We start from the raw sequence: 17038 nt of genomic DNA on the forward strand, positions 1-17038 counted from the left end.
TGGACGAAGGCAGTATCGACCCCGTCGACCGCAGAACTACCGAATGGCCGCAGAACCCCCGGGTTCGCATCGAATGGCGAGAACCACCGCGCCGCGGCAAAGTGCGCTTCAAGAAGTTCATTGTCCCTCATCCCGATCAAGCCAGCGCTGACACGATCGGCTCGGTCGGGCGAGCAATAGTATGCCGGGCATGAGTGAAACAGTGATCCAATCCTTGATTGCAGCAGGCGCGGGCTTCTTCGGCGCGCTGGTTGGGGCCATCGCGGCCGTACTCGGGCCCTGGTGGTTGAGGCGATCGGACCGGACATCGTCGGAGAGGGCCGCGCACTTGGAGAGCAGGCGTGCTGCGATTGTCGAATATGTCGACGCACAGGTATCGCTTGCCAACCACGTTGTTGAGGCAGACGAAGAAACCAAGGCGAGAGCGATCCGCGCGAACCGTGCTCTCGCCGAACTGACAAGCCGCCTGCTTCCCGGGGAGCGAGCAGTCGACGACTGGCTCCACGGGCTCGGGGTCTATGGTGCCATTTCTACGGACACTCGGATTCGAACATGGGGGTTTGGATTCGCCGGCCGGATACTCCTCAGTTGGCACCGGGGGGAAACTACGGTGGCCGAACTGCGACCCTTTCGGATTGTGATCAGTGAGGGAACAGTCTCGTCGATATTTGTGAACGACTGGCCTACGGGCAAGGAAATGACGATGGATGGGGCGAAGCTCTGACCCTGTCCAATGCTTGCCGTAAACGCGCTGCGCGCGTTGCGATGAAACGTTGCACAACGGATCCCATTGCTGTACGCGGGTACACAGTGCGCGCGTACGCGTGACTGGTTGACGTTTCCGAGTGCTTTGGGGGCGGCTACTTCCCAGTGTTTCCGGGGATTCGGGCATGCGAATGCGACGTCGACCGGTCGAATCGGTGGTCCATGTGGGACAAGTGGTCGAAGCTACCGGTACATCCCGTTGTGGTGCCGGTTGACGTTGTAGAGGGCGGAGGAGAGGCGCTTCTCCGCCTTGGTGCGTTTGCCGTCTCGATTCATGGTCGTGGGGAGCGCCATGTATTGATCGAGGAGCTCGCTTTACCGCTGGCTCCTGGCTGTCCAGTGGTCGATCTGGCGGGCGTGTACGGCGTCGCCGACCATCCATGCGTTGCGGAAGCCGAGGCCGCGTTCCCTGGCGATCTTGGATACCAGTCCGGGGGAGACTCCGTAGCGTTTGGCGGTCTCGTTGCGGCTGCCGTGGCCGACGGCGATGCCGTCGCCGATGCGTTGGCGCAGTTCGGGGCTGATGGGCTCGGTCTTGGGCATGAGGTCACCGCCGTGGGGTTGTGCCCAACTCTTCCAGCGGCTGCCGTGGTGCCTCTCTGACTCGCCGATAGCATTCGGACCATGGATCTAATCATTGGCATTGCTGCGACCGCCTTAGTCGGTGGTATCGGGATGTGGTACACCTACGTCCTAGGAAAACGCGCCGGCAACGATGCGGTTCGCGAGCGCCGTGTCGACTTCGCCACTAAGGTCATCGAGCTCGGGCGAATCACCGATGAGCTTGCCGCATCCTCTGACGAGTCAGTCTTGCGAACCGCAATGGCTCGATACCGCAACTTGCGCTCCTTGGGACAGATGCACGGTTGGAGCGGAACCCCGGAGCTCGCTGAATACGCCGGGTACATCGATACTGGCCGGGCCACAAAACTTCGCTCATTCTCCCGTGAACGGGTCGGCTGGGCGAAGTGGGTTCGCTTGGACGATTTGGCGACTCAGTGGGTAGACAACCCAGCAGGAGCGAAGGCAATTGTTGTCGAGCAGGGCCAGGCACTGCTCAGCGAGGGAGTGTCGGACGGGATCGAGAACATCAAGCAGTGGCATTCTGCTCCGTAGGCGCACTCGTGGTCGTTGATCCCTGTTGCTGGGCGGTGGCCCGCCGATAGAGTGCGGGCATGGAGCCGAGATGGGTCATCAGCGCTTTGTACGTTGTCGCAGCGGCGCTTCCGATTTGGGGATTCGGCCGATTACTCTTCCGGTCACAGCGGGCGCTTAGGGACACGCTGGCGCTAACGCGAGAGCGCGGCACTGCTGTTGGAACAGTCGGCGACCATGACGCAAAATGGCAGGACATCACTCGCGTGCCGCGTGAACACCGAAATGCCGCAATCTGGGACACGGCTCTTGTCGGGATGGGGTTGGTTTCGGGAGCGGCCGCCAGCATCTGGTCGCTCCAGCTTTAGCGACTCATCGAGCCTGCCGGCCGAGAGCCCATGTGCCGCGGGGTGCTCGTCTGGCGGGTTCTCTTCGTGGAAGCTAACGGCAACGCCTGGGGTGATCAGGATCCGATGCGTGCCAATGCCGTCGTGTAGGTCGTACCAGACCGGTTCGCCGCTCCTCAGGATTTCGAGGACGTCGTTGGAGACGCGGTCCATCTTTTCGAGATCAACGTCGCCCATCACAGGCTCAGCGTTGTAGTACATGCTCCAGGCCACGGGTGTTCCTTCCGGTCGGTGCTACTAACTAGCTCCAAGTCCCGATGCCGATTTCGACATCTTCGGCAGCACAGGCTCGCTGGACGGCTTCTAGTGCCGCGAAGTATTAGTGTGCAAACCGCAGATGACGGGGCGGGCGAGGAGGGCTAAAGGGCATCTGACTTCCCGTTTCTAGACCGAGATTCCGGGCTGGACTACACTCCAAGGACGTGAAGGGATGAAGTGAATCGCTCTGTAAATCAGTCTCGGGTCCCGGTCACTTGAAGCAGGTAGTCGCGCTCCGGTGAGTCAGCGGTTGGAAATACTCTTTACTCACACAATTGGGGTGGATCGACGTGGCTCAATATGCAGCAAGGTGCAAGAGCGGAACGTTCCGTCGTGCTTAAAATGCTGGTCAATCGGCATATTAGCCTCCAAACTGGTGCGGTTTAGCGGCTTGGGCTTCCAAGAAACGGTTGGGGGTTCGAATCCCTCCAGGGGCACTTCTTTTTTATGCCCGCTGATCAGGGATTTTGTCTCAGCCCGGTCGTCTTCTCGGCGTTTTTGCCAACATTTTGACCACCCAAATTTGATGTAGGGCTAAAGAAGCGGGAATCTTGATGCCCTCCAGAGGGCTGCTTTTGAGCTCCGCGAAGGCCTAGACCTGCAGATTCGAGCGTTAACGCTTGGTCGCCGGAGCAATCTGCTCTCGGATAAAGGGTCGGGGTTAGCTTCACGGGCCATGCGATGTCGATAATCGCTTCGTTGAGTTTCGACGCCACCGCATCCAGCTCATCGTCGAAGAGATCGGCGTACGTGTCGAGCGTCATCGCGGCCGAGGCGTGCCCCAGCATCCTCTCCACCGCCTTCACGTTCGCGCCGGAGCTGATCGCCAGCGACGCTGCCGTGTGGCGCAGATCGTGGAGGTGACGCGCGGCATCAGCGGATCGATCTTCTGGGCACGTCGCACGGGGGTGGCAAACCAGCCGCGATCGTCGGCCTCGTCCTTCATGTGCGTCACGCCCGTTGCCGAACAGCAGACCGTCGGGACCCTTGCTCGCGCAGGCGGCGCCGATGAGTGGCGCGAGACGCGCGGGGTAAGGGACCGAGCGCTTCTCGTGCGTCTTGGGCGTGCCGACGTAGATCCGCCATCCACGAGCACCGCATTCTCCTCGACGTTGAACCGCCCGCGGGGCCGGTTGACGCTCCGCACCCGTAGCACCGTCGCTTTTCCCCAACGCAATCCGGTGTACGCGAGCACTGCGTCGTGCCGTGTCGCGGCGGTAGTCAGGCGACGGCGGCTGGCGGTGCGTGCGTGTGCGTGAAGAGGCGTGTAAACGCGTTCTGCCATGGCCAGGCGTCGGGCAGGTGCAGCGTGATCCGGCGCGCGGAGCGCGCCAGCCGTGCCGGAACGTTGACGAGGGTGCGGCGGATCGTCGAGGTCGTGGCTGTGGTGAGTCGTCCGGTGTGGTCGGCGATGATCCCAGCGGCGCGGGTGAGGTTGAACGCGATCACGGCGAGGACGAGCCAGGCGCTGTTCGCAGCGAACACCCCGGAGGGCAGGTGCGCGAGCGGCCCTGCCTTGAGGTCGGCGTGGACCTGCTCGATGTTCGCATGCCCGCGGTGAGTCTTGTCGGCCTCGACGGTGTCCATCACGTCTTGGCGGTGCTGGTGAAGAACGCGTGGTGCCGATAGACGTCGAACAGCGTCGGCTGCGCGACCTGCTTCGGGTTCAGGTCAGGGACGCGGCGCACCACCAGCGCCCTGCGATCCGCTTCGTACTCAGTGTCATGGGCAGCTGCCGTTGATGCATTGATTTGGGTTCGTCGTCGAGAAGTCACTTCGGGCGGACGTCAGTCAGGATCTTCAGCCTGACTGACAATGCGTGGTTGTAAGTCACCCTGATACTAATGTCAAGCGATCCACCGTGCGTCAGCCGCTTGCCTGAGTCGTGTCATGCGACCACGAAACGGCCGCCGGTACAGCCGGGGCGTCTCGGCTTGTGTTGACAAGACTATGATTCTCAGCCAGACTGACAATCATTATTGCTGGCGGATGGGGAAGCATCCCCCTGCCGACGAGCCGTAGCGCTCGTCGCGTATCTAGTCCAACCACAGAGTAGGCTAAATGACAATTGACCAATCCGACCTTCGGCTTCTCCTCGACGAGCGGGAGATTCTCAAGTGCGTCACGCGGTACGCCCGCGGCATCGACCGGCATGACGTCGAAATTATCGAGAGCGCTTTCCACCCCGGCAGTACGGACCATCGCGGCGGCGACACCCGCGGCCGTGAGGAACTTGCGGAATGGGCAAACGAGTTGCATGCAACGCACACGCGTCTGCACTCGCACTTCCTTTCGAACTCAACGATAGACGTCGACGGCGACACCGCACATTCCGAGACCTACGTTCTCTTCACGCTGTGGCGGCGCAACGAGGCACTCGTCGATATCAGCGGCGGCCGCTACGTTGATCGACTGGAGCGGCGGAGCGGCCAGTGGCGCATCGTGGAGCGCGTCGTTGTCGTCGATTGGACTGCTGAGGCGGCCGAAGGAAAAGATACAAAGGGTACGCTCGCTCGCTATGCGCGCGGGAGTTGGGACGCGGACGACGTCTCCTATCGGCGGCCTCTTTCTTGGAGCGCCGAAGATGACGCGACGCGCCAGTTTGGCGAACTGCTCAGCCCAAAGGCATAGTTGACGTGCGATCGCCTACGCAGCTTTTCGAGCCACTCACCCTACGTCAAGGGCACTGTCACGGCCGCGCAGTTGCTGATCACCGCCGGCGAGAACGCCGACAAGCGCGGCCCTCGGTGGCACCGCGCCTGTAAGTCTCGTAGTGGCTGACCTGGTGTCGGCTGGCAGGGTAGGTGCTGGTGCTCCGCTTGGTCGTGACTCGTGAATCGCCTGGCCTTCTGCTCCCGAGCAGAGTGCCTTTCCTGGGATCTGTCCGGCTGGTGGGTGCCGGCGCCGACCCTGTCCACTCCGATGGCTTGATTAGAAGCTTGCCCGACCGTTAGCGGCGGTCGCGGCCATTACAGGCCTGCCTCGAAGTGACCTTCCCCGGGTCGACGCCAGCAGTGACGTCAACCCCGTGGAAAGGATCACAGTCACATGACCATCGTTGCAAACACATTCACGTATGTCATCGGCGCGGATACGCATGCAAGAACACACACGCTCGCCGTGCTCGAAGCGCGTACCGGCGCGAGGATTGATACCCAGGCGTTCCCGACGACGCCCGCGGGACTATCTCGTGCGGTCGTCTGGATTGGACGGCAAACGAGCGGGTTGGCCGACGTGCTCATCGCAATCGAAGGGATCGGATCGTACGGTGCCGGGCTCGCACGCTGTTGTCAGGACGCAGGCTACCGGGTCGTGGAGTCGTTCCCGACACCGGCCCGGGAACGGCGCGGTCGGGGCAAGAGCGACGAGATCGACGCGGAACTCATCGCCCGATCCGTCCTCAGCATCGACATCGAACAGCTCCGCGATCCACGGCAAGACACGGGAATCCGCGCCGCACTGCGAGTGCTGATCAGTGCCCGCGACCTCGTCAACCTAGAACGCACTCGGTCGATCAACGCACTGACGGCGCTGCTACGGACGGTCGATCTGGGCATTGATACACGGACCTCGCTGACCAAGAAGCAGTTCGCAGTGATCGGAGCCTGGCGGACACGACAGGAAGATCTCGCGACAGCGACAGCCCGCCGTGAAGCGATCCGATTGGCCAAACGCGTGACTGCCTGCGACGAAGACCTCACCGCCAACCGCAGCGAGATCACCGCGCTGGTCGCCGCAAGCGACGGTGCCGCCCTGCACGACGAGCCAGGCATCGGCGCAATCAACGCAGCCGTGATCATCGCAGCCTGGTCGCACCTCGGGCGGGTGCGCTCCGAAGCGGCGTTCGCGGCGCTCGCTGGCGTGAGTCCCGTGCCAGCATCGAGCGGGAACACCACCCGGCATCGACTCAATCGCGGAGGGGACCGGCGCCTGAATCGGGCGCTGTCATCGATCACATTGACGCGGATGTCCCACCATCCGCCAACTCGTGCTTACGTCGAACGACGACGCGCGGAAGGACGCACAACCAAAGAGATCCGACGCTCTCTCAAGCGATACATCGCCCGCCAGCTCTACCGACGCCTCACCCAGCAGAACGGGCTTGACAGGACATAGAAGCATCCCAGGTTTTCGGCCGCTCCTATGCGGGTTGCGGCTCTCGGTTGAGGGTCGCGTAGTGGGTGTGCTCGAACTCGGCGGGTGTGGCGTTGCCGAGGCTCGAGTGAAGCCTACGAGTGTTTTACCAGTCGACCCAGCCGGCGGTCGCGAACTCGACGTCTGCGATGGTCCGGTAGGGGCCGTCGTGGAACACGGTGGTGCGGATGCATTCGGCGTTGTAGAGCCCGTTGATCGTTTCCATCAGCGCGTTATCGAACGCTTATCCGCCGACGGACCCGATCGAGGGTGCGATGCCATCGAGTGCCAGCTTCTCGGTGTAGGCCAGCGAGACATATTGGGAGCCGGCATCCGAATGTGCTCGGAGATGCTCGGACTGGACCGGGTGGCCTTGCCTGCCGCGTTCCCAGAGTCCCATCCCCAGCGGGATCATCACGAGCTCGACGTGTTTGGTGATCTGCGCACGCCACGCGACGATGCGCTGCGAGTAGACGTCGACGATGAACGCGACGTAGACCCATCCGGTCCAGGTGCGGCAATAGGTGAAGTCCATCACCCAGGTGTGATCCGGTCTGGGTGCGGTGAAGTCCCGGTTCAGCAGGTCCCCGGCACGGACACCGTCTTTCGCGGGGATCGTGGTGCGCACGCCCTTGTCGCGGCGAATACCCGACAGCCCGAGTGCCCGCATGGCGCGATCGACGGCACCCCTGGACGCGCCGGGGACCGTGGTGCGGCGGATCAGCGCGGTCATCTTCCTCCGCCCGTAGAGGCCCTCTGGCGTCAGCTTCCGCACCTGGCGCCCTGTGATCTCGACGGTGGTCCACGCAGCGTCACGGACCGCGCCATAGACCTCCGCGTCGGAGACCGTGCGAGCAGCGACGAGGCCTCGCCGGTGCGCCCGGTAGGTGCGCGCGGCGATCTGGCAGCCCTGCTCACGCAGGACCCGGCAGATCGACTCGACCGCGTGCCCTTCTGCTCTCATCGTGTCGATGAAACCCAGCATCAATGGTTGCGGGGGTCGAGTTCCCCCACGAATAAACTCGTCGCTGCATTCAAGATCGCGACGTCTTCGCGGAGGCGCTTGTTCTCCGCCTTGAGTCGCTTGATCTCGGCATGCTCGACCGACGTCACACCGTCGCGGGTGCCGTCGTCGATATCGGCTTGCAACTCCCACCGGCGCACGGACTCGTTGCCGACTCCGACCTGGCGGGCCACGGCCGCTGACGCGGCCGTCAACGACGGATACTCCGACCGGTGCTCCCGCACCAGCCGAACTGCCCGGTCACGCAACGCGGGATCAATCTTCTTCGGCATGACATACATCCTTCCAACTCAAAAGGATGCGGCACCAAACCTGAGGCGCTTCACTCGATCCCAGCCCGCCACGCAGCGGTGTCGTCCCACTGAATCAGTCGCGGTGGTCTTCGGGATTGAGCAGGGAGTCGAACCGGTTGTTTGGCATTGCGGCTTCGCCTTCATCCCAGGCGAGAGGCCGCCTATAGGACAAGTCCGCCGATGACCAGTGACCACGTTGGTATCTTGCGAGCGTGGACTTCACGTCGGTGCCTTGGGCGATTTCGGAGGACCAGTCCAAGAGCATTACTCGCTCACTGATCGCCCAGATTCCGTCACGCCGTTCTAGGCGATCGATGTATCGGCCGCCCGACAAGTCGACGAGCTCGTCCTGCTGGCGCCAGAGCGCGAACAGCACGTAGGTCTCAGCGTGCGCCGTGTCACCGTCGACCTCGATGGTCTGTGTCGCCAGGAAGTGCTGGTGACTCCGAGTGTGGGTCGAGTGAAGCCTGTTGCCCCACTCGATAAACTCGGGGATGTCACGCGGCTCGTCACCATGTATATCAACCGCGTTAGAGTGGAACGCGCTTGCGATGAGGTTTTCATCATGGCGATCGAGGCCTCGGGAATACTTTGTAATGGCCTTCTTGATGTCATCCTCATCTATGAGCAGCTTGAGTCGAACTTCGTCGATACTCATGTCAGAGCCTCCTTCCCGACCGCCGTCCAACCCCCATCAACGGGGAGACAATGTCCAGTGACGTGCGTCGCGCCTCTCAGCAGGTGGACAATTTCGGCCGCCACCTGCTCGGGTGTTGCTAGCTTGTGAAGTGGAGTCCGAGTTTTGGCGGACGCGACCTCGTAGCCGTCGTCAACCATATGGCTCAACATTGGAGTCATGGTCTGCCCAGGGGCCACGGCGTTGACCCTGACATCTAACGGCGCCCACTCGATCGCAAGGTTCTGTATAAGTTGGCGGACGGCCGCCTTGGCCACTCCGTAATCCGATTGATTTGCCCAGCCGCCATATGCGGCGATCGACGACACGCCGACGATGGACGCTGGATGACCTTCGAGTCGACGCACCAGGGCTCGGGCCGTAGTCAGCATCCCGATCACGTGAACGTTGATGAGAGACCCCATAAGCGTGAGATCCAGTTCAAGTGCGGGCTTGAACTGGCCGATAATGCCGTGACAGGTCACGAGCCCGTCCACCCGGCCATTCATCGATGTGGCTTCCCGAAAACTACGTTCCACCAGGGCTTCATCAGTGACGTCGACGCTGACGAACTCGACGTCGTAGCGATCAGGGGCTCGGAGGTCGAATACTGTGACGCGCTCTCCGAGCTGAACGAGATGCTGAACAACGGCTCTTCCGATGCCACTGCTGCCGCCTGTGACGACGGAATGATGAGGCGAATCGGGCATCCAGAACCTCCATTGGTTCGCTCGAAGTATCAGTCTCGCTGAATGAGACGAATCAGTCTCGCTGAATGACTCACGGTACGACGCTATCAGATTGTCTGCACACAGTTTCGGAGGAGTCTGGCGCTCGTTGCGCAGCGTCGCCCTCGAACGCGACCCGAGTGCCGCATCTCTCTATAGGGCGAACGCACCTTTCGATACCTAGACGCTCCCGGTGGATTGCGCGGATGAGCATCCTCCCGCCGCGCGGCTGTGGCATTGACAAGTTTCAGGCAGGCGGATACGGTCTCATACAGATGGGCTGAAACCCACCAGCTTCGGACCGGATCACAACGACCCGCGAACGCGGCCACTGTATTCAAGGCCGCCCATGACAATCAAAGGAGATTTCTAATGACCTTCAATTCGAGAAGAACGCGCCGGTCGCTCATCTCAGCAGCTGCGACGACCGTCGCCGCAGCCCTTGCGCTCACGGGCTGTGCGGCCGAGTCGCCGGCGTCCCCGGGGCCAGTCGCGTCTGATGGCGTCGGCGTCGTGGAAGAACTCCGCGCTATGCTGCCTCAGGAAATCCTGGACAGCGGAGTGATCAATGTGGCGCTTTACCACGGCGATCCGCCGTTCACCTACGACCAGGGCGGGACCGCTGTCGGCGTGGTTCCCGACCTCATGGCCGCAGTGGCCGATGTGTGGGGCGTCGAGTTTGTGGAGACCAAGCTCGAGTTCGCGGGCATGATCCCCGCTCTACAAGCAGACCAGATCGACGTGATGTGGCTGTCGCTCTTTGACACTCTCGACCGCGAGAAGGTCGTCGATCAGACCACCTACGTCAGCATGGGAATGGGGCTGCTAATCCCGGCCGGCAATCCGCTCAACATCCAGACGATGGACGACCTCTGCGGCAAGATCGCCGGGACGGCTAAAGGTGCCGCCCAGGAGCAGGTGCTGACCGAGCAGCATGACAAGTGTCTGGCTGAGGGCAACCCGATGGACATGCGAATGCTGGCCGATACGAACGGCGGTCGGGTCGCATTGCAGTCAGGGACCCTAGATGCATGGCTGGGCACTTATGCGCCTATGGCGTACAACGCGGACATCGCGCCGGAGACCAAGGACATCTTCGACCTTGCCCCCTTTGTTATTCCCGCAGGCTACGGGGCAATCACCTCCCGACGAACCCTCGACGGATTCGGCGAAGCGTGGGTCGGAGTGCTTAAGCACCTGGAGGCGGAGGGAATCTATCAGGAAATCCTGACCGCCAACGGCCTCGAGAGCGCAATCTTGACGGCAGACCAGATTCAGCTCAACGGTCTCACCGCAGGGACGTTGGAGTAAGTCGGAGCTGAACCTCGCCACGGCGAGAGGTGGGAGAATTCAGATATGCGCGGGACAAGAAAGCCGCTGATCTTTGAGCCGATCAAGGCGGTGCCGGTCCGACACTGGAGTCAGTGGGTGATCGCTGCCATAATCGTGCTTTTCCTCGCGGACTTCGTGCATTCGTTAGTCCTGAACGAGAAGATTCACTGGCCAAGCTTCGGCGAGTATCTCTTCCGTCCCGACGTCCTGAGCGGTGTGGTGACGACGCTCCAGCTCGCAGTGATCTGTATGGTTCTCGGGTCCATCCTTGGTACTCTTCTCGCCGTGGCGAAGCTCTCCTCAAACAAATTGCTGCAGACAGTCGCCAATGCATACATCTGGTTCTTTCGTGGCATGCCCCTACTCGTACTCATCCTGATCTGCGGTAACTGGGGGATCATCTCGGAGACCATTGGCATATCTGTACCGTTCACCGATATCGAGCTGATCTCGCAGTTGACCCGCCATGTTGTGACACCGTTCGGTGCCGCGGTGGTCGCGCTGTCGCTCCATGAAGCCGCGTACATGGCAGAAGTGGTTCGGGGTGGGATCATCAGCGTCGACCGTGGCCAATCGGAGGCGGCGCAAGCTCTCGGCATGACCGACAGGAAGGCGCTGACACGCATCGTTCTTCCTCAGGCTGGTCGCATCATTGTGCCGCCTACTGGAAATCAGTTCATCACACTGGTGAAGTCGACAGCGCTGGTAGAAGTCATCGCTGCGCAAGAGCTGATGACTGCAGCGACCACTATCGCCTACAACACCTATCGGGTGATGGAAGCCCTTTTCGTTGCAGCCTTCTGGTACCTAATCATCATCGCGGTACTGAGTGTCGGTCAGCATTTCCTGGAGAAGCACTTCGGTAAGGGGCAGCGACGATGAGCATCACTCACCCGATGGTCTCGGTCACCGGACTCAACAAGGTCTTTGGCGATAACCACGTACTCCACAATGTGGATCTTTCCGTCGCTAACGGCGAGGTGTTGTGTGTGATCGGGCCCTCCGGCTCGGGCAAGTCGACACTATTGCGATGTATAAATCTGTTGGAGAAGCCGGAAGCCGGTCGCATTATCGTTGATGGCCAACTTATGGGATATCGGGAGGACCCAGATGGCAGGCTCTATGATCTGGATTCGGAAGCAATCGCGCGGCAGCGCCGATCGATGGGTATGGTTTTCCAGCGCTTCAACCTGTTTGCCAACATGACGGCGTTGCAGAACGTTATGGAAGCGCCAGTCCAGGTCGCTCGCCTATCGAAGAATCAGGCTCGAGAGCGTGCCTTAGATCTCCTTGATCAAGTGGGGCTCGGTCAGCATGCGACGAAGTACCCGGTACAGCTCTCTGGTGGCCAGCAACAGCGTGTGGCCATAGCTCGAGCCCTAGCCATGCAGCCAAAATTGATGCTCTTCGATGAGCCGACGTCGGCGCTCGACCCCGAACTCGTGGGTGAAGTGCTAGCCACCATGAAAGAACTTGCCAAGTCTGGCATGACGATGATCGTTGTCACTCACGAGATCGGCTTTGCGAGGGAGGTCGGAGACTCTCTTGTATTCATGGCGGACGGGGAGATTGTAGAAACCGGCGATGCCCGTGAGGTGTTGAGCAAGCCAAAGAAGTTCCGCACCAAACAATTCCTCGATGCAGTGCTGGCCTGAGGCGGTGGCTCTTGATTTCAGACCAGCCAACAGGCTACTTCTACGCGATCAAGCAACTCGAGATGGCATTGCGGCCAAGGTTTATGGAGGCCTGCGCGGCTCATGGAGTCACACTTGCTCAGTACACTGCGATGACGATCCTCGAACGTCGCCCCGGCATGACTAGCTCAGAGTTGGCGCGGCGAATCTTCGTCCGGGCCCAAACTATGGCCACGACACTCGATCCGCTACTCGAACGCGGTCACTTGCGCCGCACCTCGGACCCGGCACATGGGCGGCGCTTTCTCCTTTTTCTCACGGAAGCAGGCGTCGAGGTCGTGGTCGCGATCGGCAAGATTACTCGCCACATCGAAGCGGAGCTAGTTGCAGACCTTTCCGAGGTGGAGCAGGAGCAGTTCATGAGTTATATACGGCGGACACGGAACGAGATTTCCCGTAATCGTGACCGGACCAGTCATGGTTGATCCCGATACCGGAAACAGTGCACCCGCATGGGATGAGGAGGTGGACTTCATCTCCGTCGGGAGCGGCGGCGGTGGTCTGGTCGCTGCGTATGTTGCGCAGCTCAATGGTGCAACATCGGTCGTGCTCGAGAAGCGGGCGGTGTTTGGGGGGGCGACAGCGATGTCGGGTGGCATCCTCTGGGCGCCGGCGAACCACCTGATGCGACGTGAGGGTGTGCAGGACAGCTATAAGGACGCCCTGATGTACTTGGAAGCGGCTATCGGCGACGTCGGGCCCGCTTCGTCAGAAGCCCGTCGGCGGTCTCTCATCGCTGAGACAAATGAGATTGTCGAGTTGCTTGCCGACCGAGGCGTGATCTGGGAACGAGCCACAGGGTACTCCGACTACCACGACCTTCTTCCAGGCGGAAAGGGTGAGGGTCGCGGGCTCGTCGCTAAGCACTTCGATCTCAGGCGGGTGAAGGCTTGGCGTAAGCGATTCCCGCCACGTAAGGGCCGCTACAAGCTGGCGGCTACATCGGCCGACTTCGCTCAGATGAACCTGGTAGTTCGCACCTGGAAGGGATTCTTCGCATCCATGCGGGTCGTCATCCGCACAGCGGCTGGATACCTTTTGGGACGCGAGCCTGCCGGGGTCGGCGCCGCGCTGATGGGTCGCATACTCGAACTGGCGCTGAGCGCAGGCGCAGACATACGGATGGAGACAGAAGCTACCGCGCTGGTGGAGGAACGTGGTCGTGTCGTCGGCGTCATCGCACGGCACGGCGGCCGATCGATTCGGATTCGGGCGCGTAAAGGCGTGTTAATCGCAACGGCGGGATACAGCCGAAACCTTGCGCTTCGCGAGGCGACCCTTCCCCGTCCGACCACCACCGAGTGGTCCCACGCCCCGGACGGGGACACGGGTGACGGATTGCGTATGGCCGTGGACGTAGGTGCGGCGGTAGCCAATCTGGACGATGCCTGGTGGATGCCTACCACTGTTATGCCAACCGGAAAACCGGCATTCCTCATCGGAGAGCGGTTCAAACCGCACAGTCTCATGGTTGATCAGGCAGCGCAGCGGTTCGTGAATGAGGCTGCCTCTTACATGCTTGTCGGCCAGACCATCTACCGACATAACGATCAAACGCCTTCGATCCCGAGTTGGATGATCTTCGACGCTCGACACCGGCGGCGGTATCTCTGGGGGGTTGCGTTTCCTGGGCTCACGCCCCGCGAATGGATCGAGAGCGGGTACATGCTCCGCGATAGGACCCTTGCCGGGCTGGCGACGCAGTGCGGACTTGACTCAGACGCCCTGCAAGCTACCGTCGACCGATTCAACGTTTTCGCTCGCGCAGGCATCGACGACGATTTTCATCGGGGTGAGTCAATGAATGACCGGTACTACGGTGACCCGCGTTCGAAGCCGAACCCAAGCCTAGGAACGCTTGAACGCGCCCCGTTCTACGCAGTGAGAGTATTTCCAGGGGACGTAGGTACGAGTGGCGGGATCCTGACGGATGAGCGCGCCCGCGTGCTAGACGGCGACGGCCAGCCGATCGCTGGTCTGTACGCAACGGGAAACGCCACTGCTTCTGTTTCAGGGCGCACATATGTTGGGCCGGGGATTACCATTGCGGCGACGATCGCCTTCGGCCACGCCGCGGCAAAACATGCGGTGGGTCTACCTCCCGCGAGATGGGAGTCGTCATGATCCAGAGTTCAAGCACACCGCCTGCCGGCACGCTGAAAGGTCGTGTTGCGATCATCACTGGCGCGGCAGGTGGGCAGGGTTCAGCGCACGCGCGGCTGATGCACAAGCTCGGGGCCCGACTCATCGTCACGGACGTTGCGGCCAAGCCACTGGAAGAGCTCGCTGGTTCTTTTGGAGGCGGGGTGATCCCATTTGTTCACGACGTTGCCTCGGCAAGGGATTGGGATGCGGCCATCGCGCTAGCCGAACGTACGTTTGGGCGACTGGATGTTCTTGTCAATAACGCGGGCATCGCCAGGGCAGCCACACTCGAAGATCTTGATGAGACACAACTCCGGCTCACGATCGACATCAATCTCATCGGGCCGATGCTCGGCATGAAGGCCGTATTGCCGTTGATGAAGCGGACCGGAGGCAGCATCATCAACGTCGCATCCGCGTCCGCCCTTGGTGGCACGGCTGGCCCAGTCACCTATGTTGCGGCCAAGGCAGGTCTTCTCGGAGCAACGCGCCGGGCTGCTCACGAACTCGCTAAGTACGGAATTCGTGTCAACGCTGTTCTGCCGGGCGCAGTCGACACACCGATGATCAGCGATAGGACTCGGGAGGGAAGCGGCTATATCGAAAAGGCGGCCATTGCTCGGCCCGCCCGGCCGGAGGAGATCTCCCAGGTGATCGCCTTTCTGGCCAGCGATGCGAGCTCCTATATGACCGGAGCAGAAGTCGTCGTCGACGGTGGTCTGAGCGCCTGATCATTGCACGAGGGTCCACCTCGAAGCCGTGTGGCAGACCAACGTCGGAAGAGGAGTTTGGCGCGTGCTGACACCAACGTTCGTGTGCTCGGGAGGTGCTCGGGATGGAACCCACACATAAGAATTCGGGTGCTCGGCTGTTCAAGCCGTTGAAGGTCGGGACGGTGGTCTTTCCGAATCGGCTTTGGGTCTCACCAATGTGCCAATACCGGGCTGTCGAGGGCCTTGTCCAGTCATGGCATCTCGTGCATCTGGGCGCTCTGGCGATCGGGCGCCCTGGTTTGATTCTCGCTGAGAGCACCGCCGTGGCCCCGGAAGGCCGAATCACCGCCGCGTGTGCAGGCATCTGGGACGGGGCCAGTCAAGCAGCCTGGGAACCGAGCATCGCTTTTGCCCATGAGCAAGGTGTTCCGATCGGGATCCAACTCAGCCACGCAGGTCGGAAAGCGTCAACTCGAATTCCGGGTGAGGGCCGTGGAACTGTAGGTGTGCCCGAGGGTGGGTGGACAACTGTCGGGCCCTCCAGAGTTGCATACGGTGGACTCGCCGCCCCGCGCATGATGGATACGGACGACATCGCGAAGGTCGTGCTTGCGTTTGCTGACGCTGCGCGACGGGCGGAAGACGTTGGCTTCGATTTTGTCGAAGTCCATGCTGCGCATGGCTATCTAATTCATCAGTTCCTTTCCCCACTGTCGAATCGCAGAACGGATGCTTACGGAGGGCGTCTCCAGGGCCGTGCTCGCCTGCTCTTTGCAATCTTGGAGGCGATGCGCGCCGCCGTCAGTGCCCCAATATTCTTGAGGCTCTCGGCCACCGATTGGGTACCTGGAGGCGTCGAGATCGAGGACATCATCGCACTGGTTCCGGAGTTGGAAGCTCGTGGGGTCGATCTCTTCGACATCTCAACCGGGGGGAACGACCCTGCACAAGTGATTTCGGTTGGTCCCGGATACCAATTGCCTTTCGCGCGCCGCGTGAAGCAAGCGGCGAAAGTGCCGGTCACGGGTGTTGGCATGCTCACGGCGCCGATGCAAATGGAACAAGTGCTCGCGGATGGTGACGTCGACGCAGTCTTTGTCGCGCGGGAATTCCTCCGGGACCGATTGCTTCCTCTGAAGGCTGCCCAGGACCTCGGTGAGGGCGGGCGGTGGCCAGCCCCGTTCGACCGGGCACAGTTTCGTTGATGTGCAATTCTTCTGCGCACGAGACTGAAAGTCCCTGGTCGGTGCCGGGTTGTGTCGTACGTCGATCATGAACGCTCGGACCGGCAGCTAGCGGCGGGGAGGCGCACAAGCTCCGCTGCGGCTGCGGCGAGCCCTCGGGTTCGCCGCAGCCGTGGGACTGGTCGGGCTCGCCCCGTTCGTCCTGCCGCCGTACCCGCTCGCCCTGCTGACGCTCGCGCTGGTCTACGGCCTGTTCGCCTTCGGGCTGGACATCGCATGGGGCATCGTCGTGCGCTCCCGCGGGCTCATCCCCGACTACTACACCACGGCCGCCCTAGTGCTGTTGATCGTCGCCGTGGTCTGGCTCTTCGTGCTCCGCGGGCGCCTCGGTCGTCGAGCCCTCGCCGTCAATCTCAATCCAGACCGGGCCGCCCATCTGGGCATCGACGTCCGTGGCACGCGGCTGTCGGCGCTGGTCATCAGCGCGGCCGTGGCCGCCGCCGCGGGCGCGATCGCAGCTCCGGTCATGGGCCTCGTCTCGCCATCGGCCGGCGGCATCATGCTCTCCACGCAGGTGCTTGTGTGGCTGG

17 protein-coding genes and 2 pseudogenes are annotated in these 17038 nt (G+C 61.6%); 12 read left to right on the forward strand and 7 right to left on the reverse strand.

Features of this window, described 5'->3' with window-relative positions:
* Nucleotides 1–190: 190 nt before the first annotated feature.
* Nucleotides 191–724, forward strand: coding sequence for a hypothetical protein (locus ACX3PH_RS13320; RefSeq protein ID WP_459093171.1), 534 nt, complete (start codon nucleotides 191–193; stop codon nucleotides 722–724).
* Between the two features lie 356 nt (nucleotides 725–1080).
* On the opposite strand, the gene ACX3PH_RS13325 is transcribed toward ACX3PH_RS13320, so the two are convergent.
* Entirely contained in the window at nucleotides 1081–1308 is a 228-nt protein-coding gene (locus ACX3PH_RS13325) for a hypothetical protein (protein WP_459093172.1), read from the reverse strand.
* Nucleotides 1309–1389: 81 nt separating this feature from the next.
* On the opposite strand from ACX3PH_RS13325, the gene ACX3PH_RS13330 reads away from it, so the two are divergent.
* Nucleotides 1390–1881: a hypothetical protein gene (locus tag ACX3PH_RS13330; RefSeq protein ID WP_459093173.1), complete on the forward strand. Its 492-nt coding sequence runs from the start codon at nucleotides 1390–1392 to the stop codon at nucleotides 1879–1881.
* Nucleotides 1882–2054: 173 nt separating this feature from the next.
* Here the strand turns inward: ACX3PH_RS13330 and ACX3PH_RS13335 are convergent, their stop codons facing one another.
* The 3 genes and pseudogenes from ACX3PH_RS13335 to ACX3PH_RS13345 form a co-directional block, all read right to left on the reverse strand.
* Entirely contained in the window at nucleotides 2055–2480 is a 426-nt protein-coding gene (locus tag ACX3PH_RS13335; protein ID WP_459093174.1) for a hypothetical protein, read from the reverse strand.
* 503 nt (nucleotides 2481–2983) lie between these two features.
* Nucleotides 2984–3697: a tyrosine-type recombinase/integrase gene (locus tag ACX3PH_RS13340; protein WP_459093175.1), complete on the reverse strand. Its 714-nt coding sequence runs from the start codon at nucleotides 3695–3697 to the stop codon at nucleotides 2984–2986.
* 49 nt (nucleotides 3698–3746) lie between these two features.
* Nucleotides 3747–4219 (reverse strand): annotated as a pseudogene (locus tag ACX3PH_RS13345) (transposase); the annotation flags it as partial.
* A gap of 367 nt (nucleotides 4220–4586) precedes the next feature.
* Here ACX3PH_RS13345 and ACX3PH_RS13350 point away from each other — a divergent pair.
* Both ACX3PH_RS13350 and ACX3PH_RS13355 read left to right on the forward strand, forming a co-directional pair.
* Nucleotides 4587–5156, forward strand: a complete 570-nt coding sequence (locus tag ACX3PH_RS13350) for a nuclear transport factor 2 family protein (protein ID WP_459093176.1) — start codon at nucleotides 4587–4589, stop codon at nucleotides 5154–5156.
* Between the two features lie 417 nt (nucleotides 5157–5573).
* On the forward strand, nucleotides 5574–6641 hold the full coding sequence (locus ACX3PH_RS13355; protein ID WP_459093177.1) for an IS110 family RNA-guided transposase: 1068 nt from the start codon (nucleotides 5574–5576) through the stop codon (nucleotides 6639–6641).
* A 25-nt stretch (nucleotides 6642–6666) separates the two neighbouring features.
* Here ACX3PH_RS13355 and ACX3PH_RS13360 read toward each other — a convergent pair.
* The 3 genes and pseudogenes from ACX3PH_RS13360 to ACX3PH_RS13370 all read right to left on the reverse strand — a co-directional run bounded on the left by ACX3PH_RS13360 (nucleotide 6667) and on the right by ACX3PH_RS13370 (nucleotide 9362).
* Nucleotides 6667–7955: pseudogene (locus ACX3PH_RS13360) on the reverse strand (IS3 family transposase).
* Between the two features lie 94 nt (nucleotides 7956–8049).
* Nucleotides 8050–8634 (reverse strand): nuclear transport factor 2 family protein, encoded by a 585-nt coding sequence (locus ACX3PH_RS13365; protein ID WP_459093178.1) that lies wholly within the window; start codon nucleotides 8632–8634, stop codon nucleotides 8050–8052.
* Nucleotides 8631–9362 carry an SDR family NAD(P)-dependent oxidoreductase gene (locus ACX3PH_RS13370; RefSeq protein ID WP_459093179.1) on the reverse strand — a complete coding sequence of 244 codons (732 nt, stop codon included), beginning with the start codon at nucleotides 9360–9362 and terminating at the stop codon, nucleotides 8631–8633. Before ACX3PH_RS13370 ends, ACX3PH_RS13365 begins: the two co-directional genes overlap by 4 nt.
* 390 nt (nucleotides 9363–9752) lie before the next feature.
* Between ACX3PH_RS13370 and ACX3PH_RS13375 the strand changes: the two genes are divergently transcribed.
* The 8 genes from ACX3PH_RS13375 to ACX3PH_RS13410 all read left to right on the forward strand — a co-directional run.
* On the forward strand, nucleotides 9753–10691 hold the full coding sequence (locus ACX3PH_RS13375) for a transporter substrate-binding domain-containing protein (protein ID WP_459093180.1): 939 nt from the start codon (nucleotides 9753–9755) through the stop codon (nucleotides 10689–10691).
* Between the two features lie 45 nt (nucleotides 10692–10736).
* Nucleotides 10737–11594, forward strand: a complete 858-nt coding sequence (locus ACX3PH_RS13380; RefSeq protein WP_459093181.1) for an amino acid ABC transporter permease — start codon at nucleotides 10737–10739, stop codon at nucleotides 11592–11594.
* The gene (locus ACX3PH_RS13385; RefSeq protein WP_459093182.1) at nucleotides 11591–12367 is read left to right on the forward strand and encodes an amino acid ABC transporter ATP-binding protein; all 777 of its coding nucleotides are present in this window, start codon (nucleotides 11591–11593) and stop codon (nucleotides 12365–12367) included. Before ACX3PH_RS13380 ends, ACX3PH_RS13385 begins: the two co-directional genes overlap by 4 nt.
* Nucleotides 12368–12378: 11 nt before the next feature.
* The gene (locus tag ACX3PH_RS13390; RefSeq protein ID WP_459093183.1) at nucleotides 12379–12831 is read left to right on the forward strand and encodes a MarR family winged helix-turn-helix transcriptional regulator; all 453 of its coding nucleotides are present in this window, start codon (nucleotides 12379–12381) and stop codon (nucleotides 12829–12831) included.
* Nucleotides 12824–14530 (forward strand): FAD-dependent oxidoreductase, encoded by a 1707-nt coding sequence (locus ACX3PH_RS13395; protein WP_459093184.1) that lies wholly within the window; start codon nucleotides 12824–12826, stop codon nucleotides 14528–14530. Before ACX3PH_RS13390 ends, ACX3PH_RS13395 begins: the two co-directional genes overlap by 8 nt.
* Nucleotides 14527–15282 (forward strand): SDR family NAD(P)-dependent oxidoreductase, encoded by a 756-nt coding sequence (locus ACX3PH_RS13400; protein ID WP_459093185.1) that lies wholly within the window; start codon nucleotides 14527–14529, stop codon nucleotides 15280–15282. Before ACX3PH_RS13395 ends, ACX3PH_RS13400 begins: the two co-directional genes overlap by 4 nt.
* Before the next feature lie 104 nt (nucleotides 15283–15386).
* The gene (locus ACX3PH_RS13405) at nucleotides 15387–16469 is read left to right on the forward strand and encodes an NADH:flavin oxidoreductase/NADH oxidase (RefSeq protein WP_459093186.1); all 1083 of its coding nucleotides are present in this window, start codon (nucleotides 15387–15389) and stop codon (nucleotides 16467–16469) included.
* A 151-nt stretch (nucleotides 16470–16620) separates the two neighbouring features.
* The coding region (locus ACX3PH_RS13410; protein WP_459093187.1) for an ABC transporter permease subunit at nucleotides 16621–17038 on the forward strand (418 nt) is incomplete at its 3' end.

The organism is Homoserinimonas sp. A520, assembly GCF_054489245.1.